Genomic DNA, 23,854 nt, shown 5'->3' on the forward strand with positions numbered 1-23,854 from the left:
TTTCATGCCTTTGAATGATTATTGAAAGATTCTGCACGATAATTGAAAGCCTCTCTGTCAGGAATATAATTACTTTGCCACCAGAAAAACAAACGAATTTTCAATGTAATAACTTTAAATATCAAGTAGCATGAAAAAGACCTTTTTAGTATGCTGTGCGTTGGCACTTACGCTGGGTGCACAGGCGCAATGGAAGCCCGTCGGTGATAAGATCAAGACAAAATGGGCGGAACAAATCAATCCGAAAAATGTATTACCCGAATACCCGCGTCCGCAATTGGAGCGTACCGACTGGGTGAACCTGAACGGTGAATGGGAATATGCCATCAAGCCGAAAGGACAGGCCGAACCGGCTTCGTTCGACGGAAATATCCTGGTGCCTTTTGCTGTGGAATCTTCCTTGTCGGGTGTCCAGAAAGAAGTAGGTGAAAATAATGAATTATGGTATAAACGGACGTTCTCTGTTCCGGCTAACTGGAAAAGCAAAGATATCGTCCTCAACTTCGGTGCAGTAGACTGGAAAGCGGATGTATTCGTGAATGACATCCTGATTGGTTCACACCAGGGCGGTTTCACTCCGTTCTCTTTCAATATCACTCCTTATCTGACAGGCAAGAGCAACCAGAAACTGGTGGTTCGCGTATGGGATCCGAGTGATAAAGGATATCAGCCGCGCGGTAAGCAGACTTCCAATCCGGAAGGTATCTGGTACACTCCGGTAACAGGTATCTGGCAGACAGTATGGCTGGAACCGGTTGCAACCAATCATATCACTTCCGTTAAATCTATTCCGGATATCGATAACGGAACAATGAACGTGACAGTCGGAACTTCAGCTCCTTGTTGCAATACTTCCGTAGTAGAAGTAAAATTGCTGGACAAAGGACAGGTGGTGGCATCTGCCAAAGGTCTGCAAGGAAAAGAACTTCGTCTGGCTGTGCAGAACCCGACTCTTTGGGATACTTCCAATCCTTATCTGTATGATATGAAAGTATCGTTGATTAAGGACGGTAAAGTGCTCGACGATGTTAAATCGTACACTGCTTTCCGTAAAATTTCAAGCAAAAGAGATGCAAACGGCGTTATGCGTATGCAGTTGAACAATAAGAACCTGTTCCAGTATGGCCCGCTCGACCAGGGTTGGTGGCCCGACGGATTATATACGGCTCCGACCGACGAAGCGCTGTTGTATGATATCGTTAAAACAAAAGACTGGGGATTCAATATGATCCGTAAGCATGTGAAGGTAGAACCTGCCCGCTGGTATTATCATTGTGATAAGGAAGGTATCCTCGTTTGGCAGGATATGCCGAGCGGCGACATGGGTAACCAATGGGCTCCTCATACTTACAACGGCGGTACGGATAAAGACCGTTCGGCTGCATCTGTTGCCAACTATTACCAGGAATGGAAAGAGATCATGGACATGTGTATTTCATATCCTTCTATCGTTGTCTGGGTTCCTTTCAACGAGGCATGGGGACAGTTTGACACCGAAAAAGTGGCTGAATGGACAAAGAATTACGATCCTTCCCGTCTGGTGAACCCGGCCAGTGGTGGTAACCACCGTGCTTGCGGCGATATCCTCGACCTGCATAACTATCCGGGCCCGAACATGTTCCTGTATGATCCGCAGCGTGTAACGGTATTGGGCGAATACGGCGGTATCGGTCTTCCGTTGGAAAACCATCTGTGGTGGAACAAGCGTAACTGGGGATATGTACAGTTCAAGAACAGCGACGAGGTGACTGCCGAGTACGTGAAATATGCCGACGACCTGAAAGGCATGGTCGACCGTGGTTTCTCTGCCGCAGTTTATACCCAGACTACCGACGTAGAAGGTGAAGTAAACGGTCTGATGACTTACGACCGTAAAGAAATAAAGATCAATGAAGCTGCTGTAAAGAAAGCAAATCAAGCAGTAATTAACCAATTATCAAAATAAGCAGAAGGTGTAAGTAATCACCGATCAAGGGAGTTGTGTTATTTCCCGGGGAGAAAGAGTTATTTCTCTCCGGGAAATTTTTTTTGTTTTATGTGAGGAAACAATAATTGTATGCTCGTTGTTCACTTATTGCCTATCTTGTGTAAATCAATTATAATCTGTACATTTGCCGGATAAAAGAATATGATAATGAAATATAATACAGAAGAAAAGAAATTGGTTATGCCCGAATACGGACGCAATATCCAGAACATGGTTGATTATTGTGTTGCTATTGAGGACAGAGAAGAGCGGAAGCGCTGCGCCAATACGATAATCAACATCATGGGAAACATGTTTCCCCACTTGCGTGATGTAAACGATTTCAAACACATTTTGTGGGATCACCTGGCTATTATGGCCGACTTTAAACTGGATATCGATTACCCGTACGAGATCGTGAAGAAAGAAAATCTTTACGCCCGTCCGCCGCGTATTCCTTACAATAATAACCGTATCCGCTACCGTCATTACGGAAAGACATTGGAGTTGATGATCCGTAAAGCGACCGAACTGAATCCGGGTGTTGAAAAAGACCAGCTTATCAAACTGCTGGCTACCCAGATGAAGAAATCGTTCCTTACCTGGAACAAAGAATCCGTTGACGACCGTAAGATATTTAAAGATCTCGACGAACTGTCGGGCGGAGCTATCGTATTGAGTGAAGAAGTGCATAAGCTGACTGAAAGCCGCGATATCCTCGCGCGTAATAATACTAACAAAAAGAATTATCCCCGTAAAAGCCGATGAGTTCATTTGTTATAGAAGGTGGATATAAATTATCGGGAGAGATCACTCCGCAAGGCGCTAAGAACGAAGCCCTCGAAGTGATCTGTGCCGTTTTATTGACCCCGGAGAAAGTAACTATCCATAATGTGCCGGATATCCTCGATGTAAACAACCTCATACAGCTACTTCGCGATATGCAGGTGAAAGTCGACCATCCGGCAACCGATACCTATACTTTCCAGGCGGATGCCATCGATCTGGATTATCTGAATACAGATGAATTCATTCGTAAAAGTGGCTCCCTGCGCGGTTCGGTGATGATTGTCGGCCCGTTGGTTGCCCGCTTCGGAAAGGCATTGATTCCGAAACCGGGAGGTGATAAGATCGGTCGTCGTCGGCTGGACACCCACTTTGTCGGTATCCAGAAGCTGGGTGCCTGCTTTAGCTACGATGCCGAACGCCAGCTCTACGAGATCGAAGCCAAACGTCTGAAAGGCGCCTATATGCTTTTGGATGAGGCCTCGGTGACCGGTACCGCCAATATCCTGATGGCCGCTGTGCTGGCAGAAGGAACCACCACCATCTATAATGCCGCCTGCGAACCCTACCTGCAACAACTCTCTTCCATGCTAAATCGGATGGGAGCACGCATCTCGGGCGTAGGTTCCAACTTATTGACAATCGAAGGTGTCGACTCGCTCGGCGGAACGACCCATACCATCCTTCCCGACATGATCGAAGTCGGCAGCTTCATCGGTATGGCCGCCATGACCGCTTCCGACATCACTATAAAGAATACCGGATATGATAAATTGGGAATTATCCCCGAATCATTCCGCCGTCTGGGTATTACCGTCGAACAGATCGGCGACGATATCCATATCCCTACTCACGAATCGTATGAAATAGATACCTTTATCGACGGCTCTATCATGACCATCGCCGATGCGCCCTGGCCGGGACTGACTCCCGACTTGCTGAGTGTCTTCCTGGTTGTGGCTACACAGGCCGTAGGTAGTGTGCTGATCCATCAGAAGATGTTCGAAAGCCGCCTGTTCTTTGTCGACAAGCTGATCGACATGGGGGCACAGATCATCCTTTGCGACCCTCACCGGGCAACGGTGATCGGGCTCGGTAACCGTTTCAAATTGCGTGGTTCCAATATGGTGTCGCCGGATATCCGTGCAGGTATCGCCCTGCTGATCGCTGCGATGAGTGCTGAAGGAACCAGCCATATCCACAATATCGACCAGATAGACCGTGGATATCAGAATATCGATAAACGTTTGAATAGCATAGGAGCCCGTATCACACGGCTCTGATATTCCCTGTTATGATAAAAAAAGAAGAAGTATTTAAGATCGGTATGTTTGCCAAGCCCCACGGAATAAAAGGGGAGATCTCGCTGGTGACGAACAGTGACGTGTTCGACGATGCGGAAGATCCCTGCGTGATCTGTGAAATAGACGGCATCCTGGTACCGTTCTTTGTGGAAGAATACCGTTATAAGACCGATACGGTCATCCTGTTAAAACTCGAAAATGTGAACGACGAGAAAGCTGCCCGCGAGTTTACGAACCGCGAAGCATTCTTTTTGCTGGATGCAGTCGATGAGGATGACCTGGTAGGCGATATGACCTGGGACAGCTTTATCGGCTATACCGTTATCGACGAGCATCACGGTGAACTTGGAAAAATAACCGATGTGGACGAAACAACGATCAACGTTCTTTTACAGATCGACCATAACGGAGAAGAACTGCTTCTTCCGGCCGCAGAAGAACTGATAACCTCTGCAGATCATGATAACAAAACGCTTCAGGTTTCTGTGCCCGAAGGTTTGCTTGATTTATAAAAACGTTAATTAGAGTAAACAATGCCCGTGTAGATACGGTTTTTGCTACTTTTGCGTTTTAACATAAAAGCATGGCACGAAAACAACGAAAGAACAATAAGAAATCATTCTGGCACCGGATCCGGTTTAAATACAAGCTGTCCTTCTTTAATGAAACGACGCTTGAAGAAGTGTGGTCTTTCCGGTTGTCGCAATTATCTGCCTTTCTGTCGCTTGCCTTGTTTGCCTTCTTCCTGATCGCAGTCACCGCCCTGATCATTATCAAGACACCGATACGCAACTACCTGCCGGGTTATCTGGATGTGGAAATTCGTAAAGAGATCATGCAAAACGCTTTGCGGGCGGACTCGTTGGAACGGATGATCTCTATCCAGTCGCTGTACCTGGAAAATGTGGCCGGCATCCTGTCGGGAACGATCGAACTAGACTCTATCCGCCAGATAGACTCGCTGGCTCATGTGGATGCCAACTACGAGATACCCCGTACAAAGTCGGAAGAGAAATTCGTAAAGAATTTCGAGGAAGAAGAGAAATATAACCTGACGGTACTGAACCCTAATCCCGTTCCTACCGATGGCATCTTTTTCTATAAGCCGGTGAATGGTGTCGTTTCTTCTCATTACGAAGCGGACGCCCGCCATTTCGGGGTAGACCTGGTGGCCGCGCCGAAAGAAAGCGTACTGGCTACGCTCGACGGAACAGTGGTATTTACCGGTTTCGACCCGAATTTTGGAAATGTGATCCAGTTGCAGCACAAGAATGGTTTTCTTTCCGTTTATAAACATAATGAATTATTACTGAAGGAGATTGGCGACCATGTAGTGGCCGGTGAAGCGATTGCTTTGGTCGGAAACACAGGGAAACTTTCTACCGGGCCGCATCTTCATTTCGAGTTGTGGTATAAAGGTAATCCGGTCAATCCCGAAGAATACATAGCTTTTTAAGTATCCATGAAAAGAAGTTTAGCCATATTAGGTTCTACCGGTTCTATCGGCACACAGGCGCTGGAAGTTGTCAGCGAACATGCCGACCTGTTTGAGGTGTATGCCTTGACAGCTAATAACCAGGTGGATTTACTGATCAACCAGGCACGTAAATATATGCCCGAAGTGGTAGTCATTGCCAACGAACAGAAATATCCCGAATTGAAGGAGGCGCTCGAAGACCTGCCTATCAAGGTTTGGGCAGGTTCGGATGCAATCGCGCAGGTGGTGCAGTCGGAGCCGATCGATATGGTGCTGACGGCAATGGTCGGCTATTCCGGCCTGAAACCGACGATCGCGGCCATTAAGGCTGGTAAGGCGATTGCCCTTGCCAATAAAGAAACACTAGTGGTGGCCGGTGAACTGATCACCTCGCTTGCCGCAGAATATAAAGTTCCGGTTTTGCCCGTCGACTCTGAACATTCAGCTATTTTCCAGTGTTTAGCCGGAGAGTGGGAGAATCAGGTAGAAAAGATATTGCTTACTGCATCCGGCGGCCCTTTCCGTACAAAGACGATGGAAGAGTTGGCCGTGGTGACCAAAGCTCAGGCACTGAAACATCCGAACTGGACGATGGGAGCGAAGGTGACGATCGACTCGGCTTCTATGATGAATAAAGGTTTCGAGATGATCGAAGCGAAATGGTTGTTCGGTGTGACTCCCGAACAGATACAGGTCGTGGTGCATCCGCAGTCTGTTATCCATTCGATGGTACAATTCGAGGATGGCGCTGTGATGGCACAGCTGGGCATCCCGGATATGAAGTTGCCTATCAGTTACGCTTTTTCTTATCCGAAGCGGTTGACGAGTAAAGCGCCCCGCCTGGATTTCAACCAATATTCCACCCTGACCTTCGAAGAGCCCGATATGACACGTTTCCGCAATCTTGCTTTTGCATTCGATGCAATCCGCAAAGGAGGAAATATGCCTTGTATCCTGAATGCGGCGAACGAGATAGTGGTAGCCGCTTTCCTGCGTGATGCAATCGGCTTCCTGCAAATGAGCGATGTGATTGAAAAGACAATGGAAAAGGTTTCCTTCATTACAGCTCCCACGTATGAAGATTATGTGGCAACCGATGCGGAAGCGCGCCGGATCGCGACAGCCGTCATGGAAACGACCGGCAGATAGGATATGGAACAAATATATGAGTAAAAAGAAATAAATTAATACAGACAAACAATAGATGGAGACATTTTTAATTAAGGCGTTACAACTCATTTTGAGTTTATCGATATTAGTCCTTGTCCACGAGTTCGGGCACTTTATCTTTGCCCGTATCTTCAAGGTTCGGGTAGAGAAATTCTACCTTTTCTTCGATGCTTGGTTTGCAATCTTCAAATTCAAACCGAAGAACAGTGAAACGGAGTATGGTCTGGGTTGGCTGCCGTTGGGAGGTTATTGCAAGATCTCCGGGATGATCGACGAGAGCATGGATAAAGAAGCAATGGCCCAGCCTGCCAAACCGTATGAATTCCGTTCCAAGCCTGCCGGACAGCGTCTGATGATCATGATCGCAGGAGTGTTGTTCAACTTCCTGCTGGCTTTGTTCATCTACTCGATGGTACTTTATACCTGGGGCGAAACATATCTGCCGCTGAAGAACATTTCACATGGTATGTTTTACAGCGAGACAATGAAAGAAGTCGGCTTCAAGGACGGGGATATTCTCCGTTATGCCGATGCGCAGGAACTGGATCGTTTGGATGAGTTTGCTTTACGCCAGGTGGTAGAAGCTAAGAATGTAACCGTACTACGTGATGGCATAGAAACAGTGATCCCGATGCCCGACGATATGATGCAGCGCATGATGCGTAACAAAGACGGTTTTGTCGATGCAAGCAATTTCCCGATCCCGATGGTCGTAAAAGAGCTTCCCGATAAAGACTCGCCTGCCCGTGATGCCGGCTTGCAGCCGAACGATAGTATCGTTTCAATCAATGGAAAGGAAACCCCTACTTATTATGATGCAGCCGAAATGCTGGCTGATAATAAAGGAAAAGAAGTAGAGGTCGGTTTCTATCGTAACGGTCAGGAAATGTCGTTGCCGGTTTCTACAAATGCAGAGGGAAAACTGGGTATTTATGCCAAGACTCCTCTGGATTTCTACCAGACAAAGACTATTAAATACGGTTTCTTCGAGTCGTTCCCTGCCGGTATCCGTTTAGGTGTGAATACGCTGAAAGGATATGTAAACGACATGAAGTATGTCTTTACGAAGGAAGGAGCTTCAAGCCTGGGTGGTTTCGGTACGATCGGTGGTCTGTTCCCTGCCACATGGGATTGGAAGGTGTTTTGGACACGTACGGCATTCCTGTCGATCATCCTTGCCTTTATGAATATATTGCCTATTCCGGCATTGGACGGTGGTCATGTGATGTTCCTGCTCTATGAAGTGATCGCCCGCCGTAAGCCGAGTGATAAGTTCCTGGAATATGCACAGATTACGGGTATGTTCCTGCTCTTTGCCCTGCTTATCTACGCAAATGGTAACGACCTGTTCCGCTTCTTCTTCAAGTAAGTAATATAGCGGTTAAAATATAAAAACTCTCTCTATTGAAAAGCCTCCAAATGTTGGAAAAACATTTGGAGGCTTTTTTTATATATAGGTTGGATAGAGTGTTGTAACAATGAAAGAGTTAAAAAAATAAAGAGTCCGGTACAATACCGAACTCTTTATCAAAATATAGCGTAAAGAACCTGTCTTACTTTCAGGGGGTGCTTCTTTTGCGATACTGCGGGTTATATTTTAACCGTATATCTGTTATTCCCACTCAATAGTTGCATTGGGCTTCGGGGACATATCGTAGCAAACGCGGTTTACGTTCTTTACTTCTTTCAGGATACGGTCGGTGATCTTCATCAGGATAGGCCAGTCAACCGGTTCGATGGTGGCTGTCATGGCATCTACTGTGTTGACGGCGCGGATGATAACAGGCCAGTCGAAAGAACGGGCATTGTCACGTACACCTACTGATTTGAAATCAGGAACAACAGTAAAGTATTGCCATACTTTCTTGTCTAATCCGGCAAGCTGGAATTCTTCGCGCAGGATAGCGTCGGCTTCACGAACTGCTTCCAGTCTGTCACGGGTGATAGCACCCAGACAACGTACACCCAGACCTGGGCCAGGGAACGGCTGGCGGTAAACCATTTCGTAAGGTAAGCCCAATTCCAGGCCACATGCACGAACTTCATCCTTGAACAACTGACGCAGAGGTTCAACCAACTCGAATTTCAGGTCGTCGGGCAGACCGCCGACGTTATGGTGAGATTTTACCATCTTGGCTGTCTTTGTACCGCTTTCCACTATATCCGGATAGATCGTACCTTGTGCTAAGAAATCGATACCATCCAGTTTACGGGCTTCCTCTTCGAATACACGGATAAATTCGCCACCGATAATCTTGCGTTTTTCTTCCGGATCGGCCACGTTAGCCAGTTTGCCTAGGAAACGATCCGTAACGTCAACGTAAACCAGGTTAGCCTGAAGTTGGTTTTTGAATACCTCAACAACATCTTCCGATTCACCTTTACGCATCAGACCGTGGTTTACATGTACGCAAACCAGTTTATCGCCGATCGCTTTCAGAAGCAAGGCAGCCACAACGGAACTGTCAACTCCGCCTGACAGGGCCAACAGGACTTTTCTATCGCCAACCTGACGTCTGACAAGTTCGATCTGGTCGTTGACAAAGTTTGTCATGTTCCAGTTTGCTTCCGCTTTGCACGTATCGAAAACGAAAGACTTCACAGCTGCTTTGATGGCCTCTATATCGTCGGTAAATTCACCGAGTTTTACTTCACATAATGCTTTGTCGTGGCCGGCAGCCATCACAGGAATCCCCAGGGAATAAATGTCCGGATTTACATCGATAGCAACACCGTCGATCACATTGTTCGGGCCACCGTTGATGATGATACCTTTTACATTCGGTAATGCCTTCAGTTCCTCTACTGTGATATCGTGAGGATAAATTTCACTATAAACACCCAATGCACGGATAGCTCTAGCTAATACCGTATTTTCATGACTTCCCAGGTCTAAAATAACGATCATATCTTGTTTCATCGTATTCCTCCTAAAATTATTAAGTTAATTAGATTATCCTTCTTATATGCTTATTCCCACTCGATCGTTGCGGGCGGTTTGGAGCTGATATCGTACACGACGCGGTTTACGCCCTTAACCTTATTGATGATCTCGTTGGAAACTTTAGCCAGGAATTCGTAAGGCAGTTGCGCCCAGTCGGCAGTCATGGCATCGGTAGATGTTACGGCACGTAAAGCGACCGTGTTTTCGTAAGTACGTTCATCACCCATTACTCCGACAGACTGGATCGGAAGCAGGATCACTCCGGCCTGCCAGATCTTGTCGTATAATCCCCATTCACGCATCAGCGACATATAGATCTCGTCGGCATCCTGCAGGATACGAACTTTCTCCGGTGTGATATCGCCCAGGATGCGGATGCCCAGACCCGGGCCGGGGAACGGATGGCGTTTGATCAGGTGCGGTTGCATACCCATCTCCATACCTACGCGGCGAACCTCGTCTTTGAAAAGAAGGCGAAGAGGTTCTACCAGTTTCAACTTCATTGTGTCGGGAAGTCCGCCTACGTTATGATGGCTCTTAATGACAGTCCCCGTAATAGACAGAGACTCGATAACGTCCGGATAGATCGTACCTTGTCCCAGCCATTTAATATCTTTCAGCTTGTGGGCTTCCTCATCAAATACATCGATAAAGCCTTTGCCGATGATCTTTCTTTTCTTTTCAGGATCGGAAACACCCGCCAGTTCTTTATAAAACCGGTCTTTTGCGTTTACTCCGATCACATTCAGTCCCAGATGTTCGTAATCTCTCATTACGTTTTCGAACTCATTCTTACGTAATAAACCATGATCGACAAAGATGCAGGTCAGGTTCTTACCGATTGCCTTATTCAGCAGTACGGCTGTAACGGAAGAGTCAACGCCTCCGGATAATGCCAGGATCACTTTATCGTCTCCCAACTGCTCTTTCAGTTCGGCTACCGTTGATTCGATAAAAGAAGCAGGTGTCCAGTCTTTGGCGCATCCGCAGATATTCAGGAAATTATCTAACAGTTTGGTTCCGTCGGTAGAGTGGAATACCTCCGGGTGAAATTGTACACCCCAGGTCGATTCGCCTTCAACATGATAAGCAGCAGCTTTCACATCGTCTGTGCTGGCAATAACTTTGAAGTTTTCAGGTAATACCGTGATTGTATCTCCATGCGACATCCAGATCTGGGAACCTGTATCGATACCTTTCAGTAAAGGATCATCATTATTAATGTATGAAAGATTGGCACGTCCATACTCACGTGAGTTGGCTGGTTCAACATTGCCTCCGGATGTATAAGCCAGAAACTGAGCTCCGTAACAGATTCCTAATACCGGGTACTTGCCACGAATTTCACTCAAGTCAGTCTTGAATGCATTTTCGTCGTATACGGAGTAGGGGCTTCCTGAAAGGATTACACCTTTCACATCGGTAGCATCATGAGGGAATTTGTTATAAGGAACAATCTCGCAATACATGTTTAACTCTCTGACCCTGCGGCCAATCAATTGAGTTGTTTGCGAGCCGAAATCAAGAATAATAAGTTTCTCGTGCATGCAGTGTTATTATTTAATTGAGTGGGGCAAAGGTAGTAATTTTATTTCTAAAAACTTGTAAACCATCTTCCATATCTGACAATACAAATGTTGAATGATCTCCCTCTTTCTTAAAAAATGTATAAACAGGCCGGATGTGTTTTTATACATCCGATTAAACATTACCTTTGTACGTTCATTTTATCAGGAACCGTATGGATACAGAAAAGAAAGAAACAAAGGAAATAAATAAGCTCTCATTATTAATCATGGCGGTAGTGATATTAGTCTTGATTATCGCTGGTGCAGGTTACTATATTTATCAGCAGAAACAACAGATGAGCGACCTGGTTCAGGCGTATGATCTGGATAAGGAATCGCTCGAAGATGAGTTCAACGAGTTGTCCATGCAATATGAAGGTTATAAATTCCAGGTGGGGAATGACTCGCTGATGAGTTTGTTGTCTACTGAACAGGCCAAAGTGCAACGTTTGATGGAGGAATTGCGTACCGTAAAAGCAACCAATACCAAAGAAATAGCCCGTTTGAAGAAAGAGCTTGAGACCATGCGTAAGATTATGCGTAACTATGTGGCTCAGATCGATTCATTAAATAGGGAAAACGAACAGCTGAAAGTAGAAAAGAAAGAGGTGGTTCAGAAATACCAGCGCGCTACTTCCCAGGCTGCTACTCTGAAGAAAGAAAAAGAAAAATTGTCGGAACGTGTTACTCTGGCCAGCCGCCTGGACGCAACGGGAATCACTGTCACTCCGGTAAACTCACGCGGAAAGTTGGCTAAGAAGATTAAGAGAATGGAACGTTTCGTAGTTGACTTTCGCATTGCCAAGAATATTACCGCTCCTGTCGGGGAAAAAACAGTATATGTACGGATTATGAAGCCGGACGATGACGTGCTGGTAAAAAGCCGTGCCGATGTATTCCCCTTTGAAGGGAAAGATATCAACTATTCGATGAAGAAGTTGATCGAATACGATGGGGAAGAATATCCGGTTACAATGTATTGGGACATTGAAGAGTTCCTTTCTCCGGGTACTTACCGGGTGGATATATTTGTAGACGGCAACTTGATCGGAAAGAAAAACTTCGTTCTGGAAGATTAACAATGGAAACAGATAGCCACTTTGCAAGACTTTTAGCGGATCTTCCGGAATCCCTGGCCCGTGATGAAGCTTTTGTGAGTGAACTGAAAAGTATAGCCAAAGTGGTATCTGTCAATAAAGGTGATTATCTTCTCCGTACCGGCGAACTATGCCAGGATGCCTATTTCATAAATAAAGGTCTCTTCATTAATTTATATGTAAGTGAAAAAGGGGACGAATGCGTAACCGGCTTTTCGTCCGACTATATGTACCCTTTTCTTTCCGCTATCGGATATTTTACACAAGCACCTTCTGAATTCGAGATTAAAGCACTGGAATCCGGCGAACTGCTTCAATTCTCCCGTACGCATATCGAGGATCTGTCTTTGCGCTATCCCTTATTTGCCTCGTATTACCAAAATGCGATGCTGACCATCATATCGAAACTTTATTCCATGTTCGCTATCCGGCAGTCATGTACCGCCGAAGAGTTTATCGAATATCTTTATAACCACTACATGTGGATCATGCAGCGTGTTCCCGATAAATATATTGCTCAATATATGGGGATCAGCAATGCATGGTATTGTAAGCTGAAAAAGCGCATCTTTAATTGAATTAATTCAATTTTATATTTAAAGTAAACCAGTACTTTTGCATCGATTATCGTACATTTGTCTGAAAGCGACGGATGTATCCTGGTCGTGTATAAACAATCGGAGATCGCCAGTTGTTTTTTATTAAGAATAAGGTGATAAGATGTATTAGTGATTATATAAGTCTCCGGATGAAAAAACAATAAGAAAGATGAAACGCATTATCGTATTAGTAGGATTGTTGGTCTGGTCTGGTTATGCTAATTCCCAACAAACTTTGACATTGGAAGAATGTCGAAACTTAGCTATTCAGAATAATAAGGAGTTACAAATGTCCGGCGAAAAGGTGAAGGCGGCTAACGAAGAGAGAAAGGCGGCTTTTACCAAATACTTTCCACAGCTCTCCGCTATGGGAGGATATATGTGGAATCAGAAAGATATCAATTTGCTGGATATGGATGCTTTGAGCGCCAAGCTCGGTTCCGCTCTGGGGCCGATTGCCCAGCTTCCTGTTTTCGGACAACTGATGGGAGGAATCGATGAGATGCAGCATCTGGATGTGCAGAATATCTGGGTGGGAGGTGTCTCGCTGGTTCAGCCGGTCTTTATGGGAGGGAAGATCGTTTCCTATAACCAGATAACCAAATATGCCCGTGAACTGGCTGAGTCGATGAACGACCTTCAGTTGCAGGAAGTCATTTATAAAACGGATGAAACTTACTGGCAGGTAATTTCGCTTATCAATAAGAAAAAGTTAGCGGATGCCTATGTCAGCCTTCTCCGGAAGATGGATAGCGATGTGACTGCCATGATCTCAGAAGGTGTCGCTACCCAGGCGGATGGCTTGTCTGTGAAGGTGAAACTGAACGAGGCGGAAATGGCGCAGACCAAAGTGGAAAACGGACTGGCGCTGACCCGTATGCTGCTTGCCCAGATCTGCGGATTGCCGCTGGATGAACCGTTGGCGCTGGCTGACGAAAACATAGAGAGCTTCCCTGTCCACTCCAACGATGCCACGGCGAATGTAAACGAAGCCTTTGCGAACCGTGACGAGTTAAAGAGTCTCGAACTGGCGGCAAAGATTTACCAGAAGAAAGAACGTATCGTTCTGGCGGATATGCTACCGAATGTAGCCCTGTCAGCCAACTACTTGGTGACGAATCCCAATGCATTCAACGGATTTAAGAATGAATTTGCCGGCATGTTCAATGTCGGGGTGATGGTGAAAGTACCCCTGTCCGGTTGGTGGGAAGGTACATATAAAAGAAATGCCGCCCGTGCGGAAACCCGTATCCAGACCCTTCAGCTGATGGAAGCCCGTGAAAAGGTGGAGTTGCAGGTGAACCAGTCTGTCTACAAAGTGAACGAGGCCAATAAGAAGCTGACCGCCTCGAACCGTAACATGGAAAATGCGGAAGAAAACCTGCGTCATGCCAATCTGGGTTTTGAAGAAGGCGTGATCCCTGCACTGAACCTGATGGAGGCACAAACCGCCTGGGTATCGGCGCGTTCCAGTCTGATCGACGCCCAGATTGAAGTCAAACTAACGGAAGTTTACCTGACGAAGTCGATGGGTAAGCTCTCGGTCAATGAACAGAAGTAATAACAATAAAAATATACAAAGATGAACGAGAATAAAAAGTTTTCGATCAGCAACATGATGTTGGCATTTATCACGGTATTGGTCGTGATCGGATTAGTCGCACTGACCGGTTTCTTTTTGCTGACTCCGCCCGATGATATTATTATGGGACAAGCCGAAGCAAACCAGGTTAGAATTTCGGGAAAGGTACCCGGACGTGTCGAGTCGTATCGTTTCGATGAGGGTGACCGGGTGAAAGCCGGCGATACGCTGGTTTACCTGAATACCCCGGAAGTCCTGGCGAAGTTGCAACAGGCCGAAGCCGCGCAGAAAGCTGCCGAAGCCCAGAGTGCCAAAGCTATCAAGGGAGCCCGCGTACAGGAAATAGCCGGAGCCTACGAAATGTGGCAAAAGGCGCAGGCCGGCCTTGAAATAGCTAAGAAATCGTATACCCGTGTGCAGAACTTATATGAAAAAGGGGTAATGTCTGCTCAGAAAAGGGATGAAGCGGAAGCAAATTATAAGGCGATGGTTGCCACGGAGAAAGCAGCCAAGTCACAGTATGACATGGCTATGGACGGTGCCCGTTCGGAAGATAAGGCCGCAGCTGCAGCCCTGGTTCAACAGGCAGGAGGTGCAGTAGCTGAAGTGGAATCGTATCTGAAAGAGTCGGCGTTGGTATCGCCGATCGACGGGGAAGTATCGGAACGTTTTCCGCAGGTAGGCGAGTTGGTGGGAACCGGTGCCCCGATCATGAATATTATTGACCTGAACGATATGTGGGTTTCTTTCAGCATCCGTGAAGACCTGCTGAAAGATATCAAGATCGGTTCCGAGTTGAATGCGTTCATCCCTGCACTCGACAATAAACCGATCAAGCTGAAAGTATATTATATGAAGGATATGGGCTCGTATGCAGCCTGGAAAGCGACTAAGACAACCGGCCAGTTCGACTCGAAGACCTTTGAGGTACGTGCCCGTCCGCAGGAGAAGATTGCTGACCTGCGTCCCGGAATGTCTGTTGTGATGAAGAAAAAAGGAAACGAAATATTATGACCCTGAAGCAGAGTTTACATAGTATCTGGAATGTGGCGAAGCGGGAAATGCACCGGTTGACATCGAAGCCGATCTATTTCTTCTGTATGCTGGTCGCTCCGGCTCTCTGTGTTGTCTTTTTCCTGTCGCTGATGCAGGACGGGTTGCCGACCAATCTGCCGATCGCAGTGGTCGACATGGACGGCTCTGCCACATCCCGCAACCTGATCCGCCAGCTGGATGCTTTCGAACAGACGGAAGTTGTCTACAAGACAGCTACCTTCGATGAGGCACGCCGGGAGATGCAAAAGGGAAATGTATACGGTATTTTCTATATACCGAAAGACTTTGCCGTCGAAGCTACTACGGGAAAGCAACCGACTTTGTCTTTCTATACCAACGGCACCTACCTGATCGCCGCATCCCTGCTTTTCAGGGATATGAAGACGATGTCTGTTCTGGCAGGCGCTTCGGTCGGTTTGCAGACCGGGTTGGCTAAAGGCTATACGACCGACCAGATCATGGGACAGCTCCAGCCGGTTGTGGTCGACACGCATGCGCTCGGTAACCCCTGGCTGAACTATTCCGTTTACCTGAACAATACGATCCTGCCGGGAGTACTTCAATTGATGATCTTCCTGGTGACGGTATTCAGTATCGGTACGGAGATAAAATACTCGACAGCCCGCCAGTGGATACAGACGGGAGGCAACTCGTTTACCTTGAGCTTGCTGGGAAAACTTCTTCCGCAAACCGTTATTTTCACGGTCGTGGCAATGTTGTGCTGTTCCGCGTTGTATGGTTTCAATGCATTCCCGCTGAACAGCGGCTGGATGCCCATGGTCGCCGCCCTGTTCCTGCTGGTGGTCGCTTCACAGGCGGTGGGTGTCTTTATGATCGGGACACTGCCCACTTTGCGTCTGGGATTGAGCTTTGCCAGCCTGTTCGGGATGATCGCTTTCTCGATTGTCGGTTTCTCCTTCCCGGTTCTGGGTATGGATCCAACGTTACAGGCTCTGAGTACTTTGTTCCCTCTGCGGCATTATTTCCTGATCTATGTGGATCAGGCGTTAAACGGGAGAGACTTGTTCTATTCATGGACTGAATATGCCTGGCTGGCCGGTTTCCTGATCCTGCCTTTCTTGATCGGGAAACATCTTAAAAATGCATTGCTGTACTTTAAATATATTCCGTAAAACTGAAAGTAATGAAAAGAGAACATCGTTTACGATATATAATCAAAGAAGGCATTCAGGATACCTTTTTTATCTGGAAAGATGAACTGAAGAATGTATTCAAAGACTCAGGGGTTATGATCTTTTTCTTCCTGGTTCCGTTCGTCTACCCGCTTTTGTATGCGTTCATCTATAACAATGAGGTGGTGCACAATGCCAAAATGGTGGTGGTTGACCAGTCGGACTCCTACCTGAGCCGCGAATATATCCGTAAGGTGGATGCTACAGCCGATGTGAAGGTGGTCGCTGTCTGTGCGGATATGGAAGAGGCGAAGCGGATGCTGAATGAGAAAAAGGCGTATGGTATCCTCTATTTTCCGAGCGAGTTCAGTAAAAATATACACAAAGGAAAACAGGCCACAGTCTCTCTTTATTGCGATATGAGCGCCCTTTTGTTTTATAAAGCGTTCCTGCTGGCAACTACCGAAGTGTCTCTGGAAATAGGTAGAGAGATACGGGCGCAGAACAACCCGTCGTCGACGATCGAGCAGGAACAGATCACGATCAATCCCATCCCGTATGAGTCGGTCGCCCTGTTTAACTCGCAGAACGGCTTTGCCAGCTTTCTGGTGCCGGCTATCCTGATACTGGTTATTCAGCAGACACTGATCCTGGGGATCGGTATGCTGGGAGGGACGGCGCGCGAGAAGAACCGTTTCCACAGCCTGGTGCCGGTCAGCCGCCATTTTAACGGAACGTTGCGTATCGTATTCGGGAAATCGCTTACTTACCTTTTATTATATGTTGTCGTATGTATCTGGGCTTTGGCGGTAGTTCCGAAGTTGTTCTCTTTGCCGCAGGTGGGAGAGCCGTGGACAGTCATGTTGTTTGTGCTGCCTTATCTGTTTGCATCCATCTTCCTGTCGATGACACTGTCCGGCTTTATGACGAGCCGCGAATCGCCGATGCTGGTGTTTGTTTTCACTTCGGTTATCTTGCTGTTCATTTCCGGGGTATCCTGGCCGAAAGAAGCGATCCCGCCGTTCTGGAAAGCGGTTGGGTATCTGTTCCCTTCCACGCCGGGGATACAAGGTTTTATCCGGATCAATACGGCAGGTGCCAGCCTGAATGAGGTCGCCCATGAGTACCGAACGCTCTGGATACAGGCCGGTGCTTATTTCATTACAGCTTGCGTTATCTACAGGTACCAGATCATGCGCAGCCGCAAACTGATCATTAAGCAATACCGGCATATGAAGATGAAGCAGGTATTGCATCAAAAGTAATTCATCGTATCTGTATTTTAGAGGTTTGTTGTTGATGTTCGCTGGTTGCACGGACAATGTAGTTGCCTTTGTCGAGATGCGTCGTGAAGAGACAGCCCGACGGGGTATCTGAGTAACGAAGCAACCGGCCGGCAAAATCATAGATGGCGACGGTTTGAAGGTTCTCCGTGGCGGTGACGATCAGTTGCCCGCGGGCAATCGTGTAGATACGGATCGTTTCTGTTTCGATCTTCTCATTACCGGTGGGGGTACCTGCACGCAGGAAGTAGCGGCCGTATGTGTTGGCGGCTATTGTGATACTGCTGTTGTGGTGCAGGGCTGTCTCTGTTTTCTTTTCGACGTCATAGAGGGTGGTGCTGGTGAAGCGGTCGAGACCTTCGAAAGTGAGGGTGACTGTTTCCGGGTTATTTCCATTGTTTCCACTGCGATTGCTGTACGTGCCGACCGGGATGTTCCACAGGACGGAGGTACGGTTGATGCTGGCGGCCATTGTTCCGGCTACGGTGTAGATGGACGGGAGGTCGCCCAGATTGGAGTCGAGGAAGAGTTCGGCATCCTCATTCGCTGTGTACTCTTCGGAGGCTGTCCGGTCGTAGGCAATGACGGCGCGGCTTTGGCGTCCGTCGGCGGTGGTGGCAACAAGCGTGAGGAGTGGGAGCGGGGAGGATGATTTTAAGGCGGCGGAACTTGCGGAGGTGCCGGTGGGGGCTAATGCCTGCATGTTGGCACTGAAGGTTACCGTATTATTATCTGCATACGTTGATGTCTCTGCTTTTTTTACGAAGAACGATTGGAGCGGGGCGATCGGTGCTGCTTCCTTTGTGTTCGTCGTTATCCAGTCGCTGTCGTCAGTACCACCAACGGCGGCGGTTTGGTTATCGCCTGTTACCAGCCAGTACTTCGATTCTAGATTTTTGTTTGCTTTAAAGAACTCCTTTGTACTCAGGTATGCCATGAAGGGGTTGCCGATCAAATGATAGTCGGCATCCTTACTGGCTGTGTTTTCCCCAAGTGTGATGTTGATTGTTGGGGTATCGGGTGTTGATCCTGTAGGCTTTAGTTCGTTGGATATCAGCTTGCCGGCTTTCTTTTGCTCTTCATCTGTGCGTACATTAACCTGATTGCCGGTAATGGTAGTACCGGAGTCGTAATAACTATACTGTGTATCTGCTTTCGGGAAGCGGAATAAAGCTATTGCCGGATCGGTTGCCGGGGTTGTTGTTGTCGACAGGTTGAGAACTTTGACGGAGAAGCCCAATCCTGGCGTGTAGGGTACAGCCACATCATTGTATACTCCGCTCCAATTACCGGCTACGGCGACTGTTTTGCCACTGCTGCTACCTATTGTTATCATATTGGCTTGTTGTTTCCATCCACGTTGATAAACGGATGGTTGGAAGCGGTTGTATTCGGTCGTGTTAAATTTAATATCTTTGAAGTACTCCGTTGCCTGGCTGCCTGTTTTTGGGGTATACCAATCGCCGGCCACTACGGATTGTAGTGGAGAGGCTAGTGTGTACCAACGGCTACCTGCCAGTTTGTAATCGATCCAGGCTTTATTGTAGGTCAGGAGTTCAGTGTGCGGCATGGCGGTCGACGGTTCAAAATGGATCTGGTCGACGGTGTTGGTATAATAAGTTTCGCAGTTGTATGCGACATTGTTACTTGATGGGGTAGTAGCTTCCTTTACCATCAGATCGTATTCGATATGCGTTGTTGCCGGATTCGTTATGGTGGCGGACTTAGCTAGATCGAGGATCGGATGGTCAGAACTTCCAATAGAAGTCGTGTTTGGAGTAGCCTCGTATAATTGTACCTGCTTTCCTTCGGGAATGGTAACCTTTGTGAATCTCATCGGGACAAAGCCGTAATAAGTTTCGCCGGACGTATTATAGCCGTTGTTGTAACTGTTGGCATTGGAGCCGGTCATATGCAGTTCGTCGGCAGTGGAGCGGAGCCAGTTGTTGTCGTTGTTCCAGTTGCCGGAGCCGTCGGCGGGGCCTGACCATTTCTGGTATTCGGGGACGACCTTCAGGTTGAAGGTGAGGTTGCCTTCGCAGGTGGCGGTGGTTGAAAGGGACGAAGTACCGCTTTCTTCGAAATAGGCCATTAATGTGTACCAGTAACCTTCGCGGAACTTGGGAGCTGACATTCCTTCCAATGTAGCTGTGGTGGGAGTCTCGAAATAGACACGGATATACTGGTCGGCAGTTTTGGATATATCGCTGGTGCTGTTTGGTACAGCATTTATAGCCTTTATGGTAGCGACCGGCCATGTGTGGCTATCAAAGGTTCCTGTTTCGTTTATCTTAGCTATTTTGTTTGCTACAACTGGATCGTTAGAGTCTATCAGGTACAGGTAAGGATGGGCGGTGTTTATTGTGAATGATGGAGCTGTTGTAGAACTGGTCGTCGACGTACCTGCTGAATTGAGTTTGATGTTTCTCAAAGGAATCTCCAACAAAGCGTTCTCTGAGTTGCAGGCTTCCTGTATCCCTTTGCTTGCCCGGATGGTTGGGAAGTAAGTCTTATCGGGATTGTCAGTTCTTTCGTCGGGATAAACCACATCCTCGAAGCCGACGTGGGCTACCGGGGCATTTCCGTTGATATCCAGTTGTATTTCCATCGGGTCTGTGCAGATGATGGTCTTTTTATCGGTCTCTCCCAGTTCGAGCGGAATAGGGACGACTACGAGCTTGAACTTATTATCGCCATTGTCTGTGGCATGGGTATTCAGGGTAGCTTGTCTTAGGATCAGCTTATTTTCCTTTACCAGGGTGGCCAATAAGTCTTTATCTGATTGGCTAGCCGTTGTCCATTCATCCGGGGTGGTGGCATCGGGACAACTTTCGCGGAAGTTTATCAGGGCCTGATGGACACTATTGCTGCCGGTGGTAGTTGTTGTACCGACACTGCCCGGTTCTTTCTGAAATTCTTCCAGCGAATTCAGATACCAGTCGTAATAAACGTTTTCTGTGATAGGTTTTACCTCCCCCGAACCATCGGTGTCGGCTTTGAGCTGTACGCCGAAGTTGACGATCTGGCCGTTACAGAACGTATGATCTGAGTTTTCCGAAAGCATGCCGTTCACCTTGATACTGTTCTGCGCTTCCAGTTGGAAGCTCGTTTTGGCTACGCATGAATTTGCTGCCAGCGGTGCATTATAGTAGTATTTGAATCGTTCTATGTCCGGTACTAAATTATCTCCATCATGAACTTCCCCGTGATTTTCTTCCAATACCAGGAAATAGGTACGGAAAGGCTCCAGTGCACAATGAATATCGGCAACAAGCGCCTTTCCCAGACCATCACCCAGGCGATAGAAATGCCCGGCATCTTTAGCATCCGTAATATCTTGTATATTGGTCTCCTTATCATTATACTCATTGTTATCACTATAATAAGGATTGAAAAGCAATTTTCCGAACTCATAAGAACTAGTTTGGAGAGTACTGCCTTTTTGGGTGGGGTAGGCCAGTTTTATAATTGATTCCTTAAATGCTGTCTTGCATGCTTCCTCATTATTGATTGGATTGGAAATCTTATTGTATGCGGAGATAAACTTTGCGGAGTCGACGAAGCAGAAGCTGACGTGTGCTTTTGCTATATCCCCTGTTGGTTCTGTTGTTAGTTCTTCCACCCCTAGCCGCGACAACAGGCGATCCCAATCGAGAGTCATTTGTAATAAGGCATCGACATTGTTGGCATGGCAAGTCGGTGATTTTTGCTTTACCTCGACTTTGGGAGAGGCTATATAGACACGGATATCGTCTATATACATGTCGCCGCCTTTGGTCGAGGCACTGTTGTTGTCTATCTGCAAGACGTAAGAATCGTAAGCGGTTTGCAATGCACTTTTGTTGGTAAAGGAGAAATGGACGTGTAGCCATTGGTTACAATCATCTTCACCACCAAAGCCGGGGATGTTGGGGTGAGTCTTGGCGGTATAAGTACCCGGTATCTGTCCGGTCTGGTAGCGGTAGATCGGAGTGTAGCTTCTGTCTCTCTCTTTACCAGTTTCACCTTCTGTAACTCCCATAATCGTAAACAGCATGGCGGCATTATCTGACTTAGCAAACATTCCAGTGTTATATGGCTGTGCCACTTTCACCCAGGCGCTCACGAACAGCTGGGAACCCGGACAAAGAGGATGATCGAATGTTAGGCGGGCAATCATTCCCGGTTGGTCGGATGCATCGACATACAGGTGGTAGGAACTGTCTTTCCCTTTTCTGTTTTCTTTTGATAATGTAGGGGCTGTTGGTACAGAGGAGTTCAGCCCCCAAGTTGTATTTCCATTTTCGACATAGTCGTTTAGAATAGCATAATATCCCCATTGAGGGAGTTCTCGGCCACCACCTTGCCCCATGAAATTTACATTATCACCGGATCCTTCACGTTTTTGGGCACTACCGTCGTAGAAGCCGTAGCTGCTTTCAGACCATCCGAGGGGATAAGGGTAGACCTGTGGTTGCCCGTATTTACCGGCAATTTCAGAGGGAAAATCGAAGTCCAGATCTGTGACGCAGGTATAATGTTCTTCCAGGTATTTTGGCGTGCGGTATGTATATTCTGTTAACGATGCATCAGCCTTTGCTCCTGAGGTACTGGTTGGATTATCGATCAGGTTGATCTGGCTTTGTGTCAGTAAGACGGAACTTTTATTAAAGGTGAGCTTGAAACGGGCGATACGGAAAGTCTTGCCACCAACTTTTTTGGTTACTAGGATAGTGGCGGTAGAGCCGTCCGTGACGGATAGCGTGCCATTGGTGTCTGGATTGCCGGGGTATTTGAAATGGATGATGCGGTTGGTTCCGCTTAATGTCGATGAGGTTAAAGTATTTCCATCGGCATCACATAATTGTATATCGGATTTATTACTTCCAGCACCGTCTCCATCTATTAGATTAACAGTAAGTGTTTCTGTATCATTCGTGTTTGTCGGCACGGCATACGCATTGGCTGCGGTAGCGATACATACCATTTCCTGTGTTTTGTCGGGAATGCGTATGGCCGGCATGTTGATTTCGTATTCTTCCAGGTACTTATCTTCGTTCTTGTTGTCAGTAAAAAACTTATAACGCCAATCCTTCTCATTCTCAATGGCTCGTATGCAGTAGATGATGCGGTGTGAAAGGGTGGGTTCGGTGTATGTTTTCCAGTCGGAGCCTCCAAAATGCATCTCAGAATCTATCTCAAAGCCATCCTTATAGTCGGTATACCCAGACACATCGCAGGCTATCAGGTATTCATTATTATCAGGGTTGACCAGGGTTTTTTCGTTTTCTTTTGGGAATTTATTATATTGCTCCTCCTTAGGATAATAGAAATACATATCGAGGGCCGGTATAGATGCCATTGCAGAGGTTAAAGCCAAAGGATCTCCTACATACCCGTTAGTAAAGCGAGCGGGTTTTTCTATATCTTGGGTTTTATAATCTTTAGGGTACAATAAATCCTTTACTAACTCATTTGTGTCGACGGTAACGCCATCACTCCCCACCTCAAAAGTCTTACCCGTCTTTAAATTATACCATCGCTGATAACTTCTTATGCTGTAACTATTTTCCGATCGGTCAGGCAACGAAAGCAGGTATTTTGATCCTTTATGAACATAGATCGTGTCGATAAGTACATGCGAAGGCTGTATGTTTTGATAGCTTCCGTCTACTGTGACTGTGAAGGTCTCGTTTTCATCGAACTTGTCTTTTACATCAGTGTCATCTTTTATTGTGCGTAAGTCGTGCCACTTGGTCTTTGTTTTGTATTGGATTGAATATGAGGAGTAATCGTTTTTATAATAATTTTTAACCGTCTGTCCCCAAGCCAACGAGGAAAGGGCGAAGGTTATCGACAAGGCTATCAGGCGGATGTATATGTTCTTTCTGCTTCTCATATCCGGTTTTT

The 23,854-nt window shown here is 46.9% G+C and carries 16 protein-coding genes; 13 read left to right on the forward strand and 3 right to left on the reverse strand.

Annotated features, from left to right (window positions below; all coding sequences use genetic code 11):
• The first annotated feature begins 130 nt into the window (after positions 1-130).
• From HMPREF1212_RS04560 to rseP, 7 genes are all read left to right on the forward strand, one after another.
• The gene (locus tag HMPREF1212_RS04560; RefSeq protein WP_028726320.1) at positions 131-1,945 is read left to right on the forward strand and encodes a glycoside hydrolase family 2 protein; all 1,815 of its coding nucleotides are present in this window, start codon (positions 131-133) and stop codon (positions 1,943-1,945) included.
• 189 nt (positions 1,946-2,134) lie between these two features.
• A complete protein-coding gene (locus tag HMPREF1212_RS04565) occupies positions 2,135-2,734 on the forward strand; it encodes a DUF4290 domain-containing protein (RefSeq protein WP_028726321.1) in 600 nt (199 codons plus the stop codon).
• Positions 2,731-4,035 (forward strand): UDP-N-acetylglucosamine 1-carboxyvinyltransferase, encoded by a 1,305-nt coding sequence (gene murA, locus HMPREF1212_RS04570; protein WP_046148578.1) that lies wholly within the window; start codon positions 2,731-2,733, stop codon positions 4,033-4,035. The genes HMPREF1212_RS04565 and murA overlap by 4 nt, the downstream gene beginning before the upstream one ends.
• An 11-nt stretch (positions 4,036-4,046) precedes the next feature.
• A complete protein-coding gene (gene rimM, locus HMPREF1212_RS04575) occupies positions 4,047-4,568 on the forward strand; it encodes a ribosome maturation factor RimM (protein WP_028726323.1) in 522 nt (173 codons plus the stop codon).
• Positions 4,569-4,639: 71 nt separating this feature from the next.
• Entirely contained in the window at positions 4,640-5,512 is an 873-nt protein-coding gene (locus HMPREF1212_RS04580; RefSeq protein WP_028726324.1) for a M23 family metallopeptidase, read from the forward strand.
• A 6-nt stretch (positions 5,513-5,518) separates the two neighbouring features.
• Positions 5,519-6,682, forward strand: coding sequence for a 1-deoxy-D-xylulose-5-phosphate reductoisomerase (locus HMPREF1212_RS04585; protein WP_046148579.1), 1,164 nt, complete (start codon positions 5,519-5,521; stop codon positions 6,680-6,682).
• Between the two features lie 55 nt (positions 6,683-6,737).
• Positions 6,738-8,072: an RIP metalloprotease RseP gene (rseP, locus tag HMPREF1212_RS04590; RefSeq protein WP_046148580.1), complete on the forward strand. Its 1,335-nt coding sequence runs from the start codon at positions 6,738-6,740 to the stop codon at positions 8,070-8,072.
• A 243-nt stretch (positions 8,073-8,315) separates the two neighbouring features.
• Here rseP and guaA (HMPREF1212_RS04595) read toward each other — a convergent pair whose 3' ends face one another.
• Positions 8,316-9,623 carry a glutamine-hydrolyzing GMP synthase gene (gene guaA, locus HMPREF1212_RS04595; protein WP_046148581.1) on the reverse strand — a complete coding sequence of 436 codons (1,308 nt, stop codon included), beginning with the start codon at positions 9,621-9,623 and terminating at the stop codon, positions 8,316-8,318.
• 50 nt (positions 9,624-9,673) lie between these two features.
• Positions 9,674-11,194, reverse strand: coding sequence for a glutamine-hydrolyzing GMP synthase (guaA, locus tag HMPREF1212_RS04600; protein WP_028726328.1), 1,521 nt, complete (start codon positions 11,192-11,194; stop codon positions 9,674-9,676).
• A gap of 194 nt (positions 11,195-11,388) precedes the next feature.
• Between guaA (HMPREF1212_RS04600) and HMPREF1212_RS04605 the strand changes: the two genes are divergently transcribed.
• The 6 genes from HMPREF1212_RS04605 (at position 11,389) to HMPREF1212_RS04630 (ending at position 17,947) form a co-directional block, all read left to right on the forward strand.
• Positions 11,389-12,294, forward strand: coding sequence for a hypothetical protein (locus HMPREF1212_RS04605; RefSeq protein WP_028726329.1), 906 nt, complete (start codon positions 11,389-11,391; stop codon positions 12,292-12,294).
• 2 nt (positions 12,295-12,296) lie between these two features.
• A complete protein-coding gene (locus HMPREF1212_RS04610; protein ID WP_028726330.1) occupies positions 12,297-12,890 on the forward strand; it encodes a Crp/Fnr family transcriptional regulator in 594 nt (197 codons plus the stop codon).
• 190 nt (positions 12,891-13,080) lie between these two features.
• Positions 13,081-14,472 (forward strand): TolC family protein, encoded by a 1,392-nt coding sequence (locus HMPREF1212_RS04615; RefSeq protein ID WP_046148582.1) that lies wholly within the window; start codon positions 13,081-13,083, stop codon positions 14,470-14,472.
• A 21-nt stretch (positions 14,473-14,493) separates the two neighbouring features.
• The gene (locus tag HMPREF1212_RS04620) at positions 14,494-15,507 is read left to right on the forward strand and encodes an HlyD family secretion protein (protein WP_046148583.1); all 1,014 of its coding nucleotides are present in this window, start codon (positions 14,494-14,496) and stop codon (positions 15,505-15,507) included.
• Positions 15,504-16,682 (forward strand): ABC transporter permease, encoded by a 1,179-nt coding sequence (locus HMPREF1212_RS04625; RefSeq protein WP_046148584.1) that lies wholly within the window; start codon positions 15,504-15,506, stop codon positions 16,680-16,682. The genes HMPREF1212_RS04620 and HMPREF1212_RS04625 overlap by 4 nt, the downstream gene beginning before the upstream one ends.
• Positions 16,683-16,693: 11 nt before the next feature.
• Positions 16,694-17,947 carry an ABC transporter permease gene (locus HMPREF1212_RS04630; RefSeq protein WP_046148585.1) on the forward strand — a complete coding sequence of 418 codons (1,254 nt, stop codon included), beginning with the start codon at positions 16,694-16,696 and terminating at the stop codon, positions 17,945-17,947.
• A 1-nt stretch (position 17,948) separates the two neighbouring features.
• Here HMPREF1212_RS04630 and HMPREF1212_RS04635 read toward each other — a convergent pair whose 3' ends face one another.
• Positions 17,949-23,843, reverse strand: coding sequence for a T9SS type A sorting domain-containing protein (locus HMPREF1212_RS04635; protein WP_046148586.1), 5,895 nt, complete (start codon positions 23,841-23,843; stop codon positions 17,949-17,951).
• Positions 23,844-23,854 lie beyond the last annotated feature (11 nt).

Origin of the sequence: Parabacteroides sp. HGS0025 (genome assembly GCF_000969845.1) — a bacterium.
Lineage (GTDB): Bacteria > Bacteroidota > Bacteroidia > Bacteroidales > Tannerellaceae > Parabacteroides > Parabacteroides gordonii.

What these genes read in the sequence shown, in the direction of transcription:
- HMPREF1212_RS04585 (WP_046148579.1), top strand. Translation starts at nt 5,519, where the DNA reads ATGAAAAGAAGTTTAGCCATATTAGGTTCTACCGGTTCTATCGGCACA.
- HMPREF1212_RS04605 (WP_028726329.1), top strand. Translation starts at nt 11,389, where the DNA reads ATGGATACAGAAAAGAAAGAAACAAAGGAAATAAATAAGCTCTCATTA.
- HMPREF1212_RS04630 (WP_046148585.1), top strand. Translation starts at nt 16,694, where the DNA reads ATGAAAAGAGAACATCGTTTACGATATATAATCAAAGAAGGCATTCAG.
- HMPREF1212_RS04580 (WP_028726324.1), top strand. Translation starts at nt 4,640, where the DNA reads ATGGCACGAAAACAACGAAAGAACAATAAGAAATCATTCTGGCACCGG.
- guaA (WP_028726328.1), bottom strand. Translation starts at nt 11,194, where the DNA reads ATGCACGAGAAACTTATTATTCTTGATTTCGGCTCGCAAACAACTCAA.
- guaA (WP_046148581.1), bottom strand. Translation starts at nt 9,623, where the DNA reads ATGAAACAAGATATGATCGTTATTTTAGACCTGGGAAGTCATGAAAAT.
- HMPREF1212_RS04560 (WP_028726320.1), top strand. Translation starts at nt 131, where the DNA reads ATGAAAAAGACCTTTTTAGTATGCTGTGCGTTGGCACTTACGCTGGGT.
- HMPREF1212_RS04565 (WP_028726321.1), top strand. Translation starts at nt 2,135, where the DNA reads ATGAAATATAATACAGAAGAAAAGAAATTGGTTATGCCCGAATACGGA.
- HMPREF1212_RS04610 (WP_028726330.1), top strand. Translation starts at nt 12,297, where the DNA reads ATGGAAACAGATAGCCACTTTGCAAGACTTTTAGCGGATCTTCCGGAA.
- rseP (WP_046148580.1), top strand. Translation starts at nt 6,738, where the DNA reads ATGGAGACATTTTTAATTAAGGCGTTACAACTCATTTTGAGTTTATCG.
- murA (WP_046148578.1), top strand. Translation starts at nt 2,731, where the DNA reads ATGAGTTCATTTGTTATAGAAGGTGGATATAAATTATCGGGAGAGATC.
- HMPREF1212_RS04615 (WP_046148582.1), top strand. Translation starts at nt 13,081, where the DNA reads ATGAAACGCATTATCGTATTAGTAGGATTGTTGGTCTGGTCTGGTTAT.
- HMPREF1212_RS04620 (WP_046148583.1), top strand. Translation starts at nt 14,494, where the DNA reads ATGAACGAGAATAAAAAGTTTTCGATCAGCAACATGATGTTGGCATTT.
- HMPREF1212_RS04635 (WP_046148586.1), bottom strand. Translation starts at nt 23,843, where the DNA reads ATGAGAAGCAGAAAGAACATATACATCCGCCTGATAGCCTTGTCGATA.
- HMPREF1212_RS04625 (WP_046148584.1), top strand. Translation starts at nt 15,504, where the DNA reads ATGACCCTGAAGCAGAGTTTACATAGTATCTGGAATGTGGCGAAGCGG.
- rimM (WP_028726323.1), top strand. Translation starts at nt 4,047, where the DNA reads ATGATAAAAAAAGAAGAAGTATTTAAGATCGGTATGTTTGCCAAGCCC.